The 1,784-nt window shown below is 74.6% G+C and carries 1 protein-coding gene and 1 pseudogene; one reads left to right on the forward strand and one right to left on the reverse strand.

Features of this window, described 5'->3' with window-relative positions; all coding sequences use genetic code 11:
* Window positions 1-20 precede the first annotated feature (20 nt).
* Window positions 21-1,049, reverse strand: a pseudogene (locus tag ACFWXO_RS45325) (serine/threonine-protein kinase); the annotation flags it as partial.
* 406 nt (window positions 1,050-1,455) lie between these two features.
* Between ACFWXO_RS45325 and ACFWXO_RS45330 the strand changes: the two are divergent.
* Window positions 1,456-1,656 carry a hypothetical protein gene (locus ACFWXO_RS45330; RefSeq protein ID WP_360230161.1) on the forward strand — a complete coding sequence of 67 codons (201 nt, stop codon included), beginning with the start codon at window positions 1,456-1,458 and terminating at the stop codon, window positions 1,654-1,656.
* The last annotated feature ends 128 nt before the right edge of the window (window positions 1,657-1,784 follow it).

Here is a 1,784-nt window from a genome sequence, read left to right on the forward strand (position 1 = left end):
GCTGCGTGTTTTTTTTACATCCCGCGGGCGCCCCGCCCGCCCCCCCGCCCCCCCCCGCCCGGGCCCGGCGGGGGGGGGGGGGGGGGGGGGGGGGCGCCCCCGGGGCCCGGTACGCCCGGCCGCCCGTTCTCCTGCTGGGGGTGCTGGGGGTGCTGGGGTGCCTGCGGTGCACCGGCGGGTGCGGCGGCCGCGGTTCCCCGTCTGACCCCGCGCCCGCCGGCGGCGGCCGTGCCGCGGGCCGCCAGCTCGCTGAGCCGCTCGTGCAGGGCGGCCGCGCCGGGCCGCTCGGCGGGTTCCTTGGCAAGGCAGGCCCTGATGAGCGGGGCGAGTGGCGGGGGGACGGCGGACAGGTCGGGTTCCTCGTGGACGACCCGGTACAGCATCACTTCGGAGGACGCCCCGGAGCCGAACGGGGTGTCCCCGGTGAGCGCGTACGCGAGGGTGGCGCCGAAGGCGAAGACGTCGGTGGCCGGTGTGACGGCGACGCCGCGGACCTGCTCGGGGGCGAGGAAGCCGGGGGAGCCGACGGCGGTGCCGACGTGGGTGAGGGTGCTGGCGCCGCGCGACCAGGCGATGCCGAAGTCGATGATCCGCGGGCCGCGCGGGGAGAGCAGGATGTTCGAGGGCTTGAGGTCGCGGTGGACGACTCCGGCCTCGTGCACCTTGACCAGCCCGTCGGCCAGTGCGGCGCCGATCCGGGCGGCTTCGGGCCAGCTCAGCGGCCCTTCGTCGCCGACCCGCTTGTAGAGGGAGGGGCCGGGGACGTAGGCGGTGGCCAGCCAGGGGCGGTCGGCCTCGATGTCGGAGCCGACGACCCGGGCGGTGCAGCCGCCCCGGATCCTGGAGGCGGCGGCGATCTCGCGGGCGAAGCGGGTGCGGAACTCCTGGTCCTCGGCGAGTTCGGCCCGGATGAGCTTGAGGGCGACGCGCTGGCCGCGGCGGTCGGAGCCGAGGTAGACCACGCCCATGCCGCCGGCTCCCAGTCGCCGGTGCAGGCGGTACGGCCCGACGATGCGGGGGTCCTCACGCCTCAGCCGCATCATCGCCATGTCTCGTTCCCCGTCAGCCTGTGGGTGAGGCCCCGTCGGTTGGGGCATCGTCAGTTCCTGTCCGGCACAGCTTACGGACTGCCCGCTGCGGTGTGCTGATACGCAACACCTCAAGCCGCCGTGCGATTGTCCGATCGTGAGCTGAGCAGCAGGTCACAGGGGTGCCGAATCGCCTCTCGGGGTTGCCCCTCAGGGTTCCCCCGGGGGCGGTGCGCGACCTTCCTCCCCCTCCGGTAGTACGCCTTGAGTCTGAGCGTCATCCTCCGGGATGCCCGAGGAACAGTACGACGGCATGACGCCCGAAAGGCCCCCCGGCCAATAGCGTTGTGTCCAGCGGTGGACGGGGAGCTCGTCCCCCGAGGTAAGCCGTCCACCGCGCCAACTCGACCGGATCAGGAGCAGGGCCATGGCATCGCAGCAGACGGGAACCACCCGCCGGCGTCGACCGCCCTTCATCCAGCCCCAGTCCGCCGAGCGCCCCACCCGGCACCCCGCCGTCGCGCTGGCCATGGCCCTGCCGTGCGCCGTGCTGCTGGTGATGCTGTTCGGCGGGTGGGAGCAGATGGCGAACCAGGCCGAGGCCCTGGCCGATCTGATCGGCCGCTGAGGCGGACGGCACGGCCGCGGAGCCGTCAGGAGAAACAGAGAACACCAGAACGGGGGCACGTCCCCCCGGGGGCGGGGGGCGCGACGCCCCGGGTGGCGGCGGCGGCCCGAGTCACACGGCCGGGCTCG

The organism is Kitasatospora sp. NPDC059088 (assembly GCF_042738155.1).
GTDB lineage: Bacteria > Actinomycetota > Actinomycetes > Streptomycetales > Streptomycetaceae > Kitasatospora.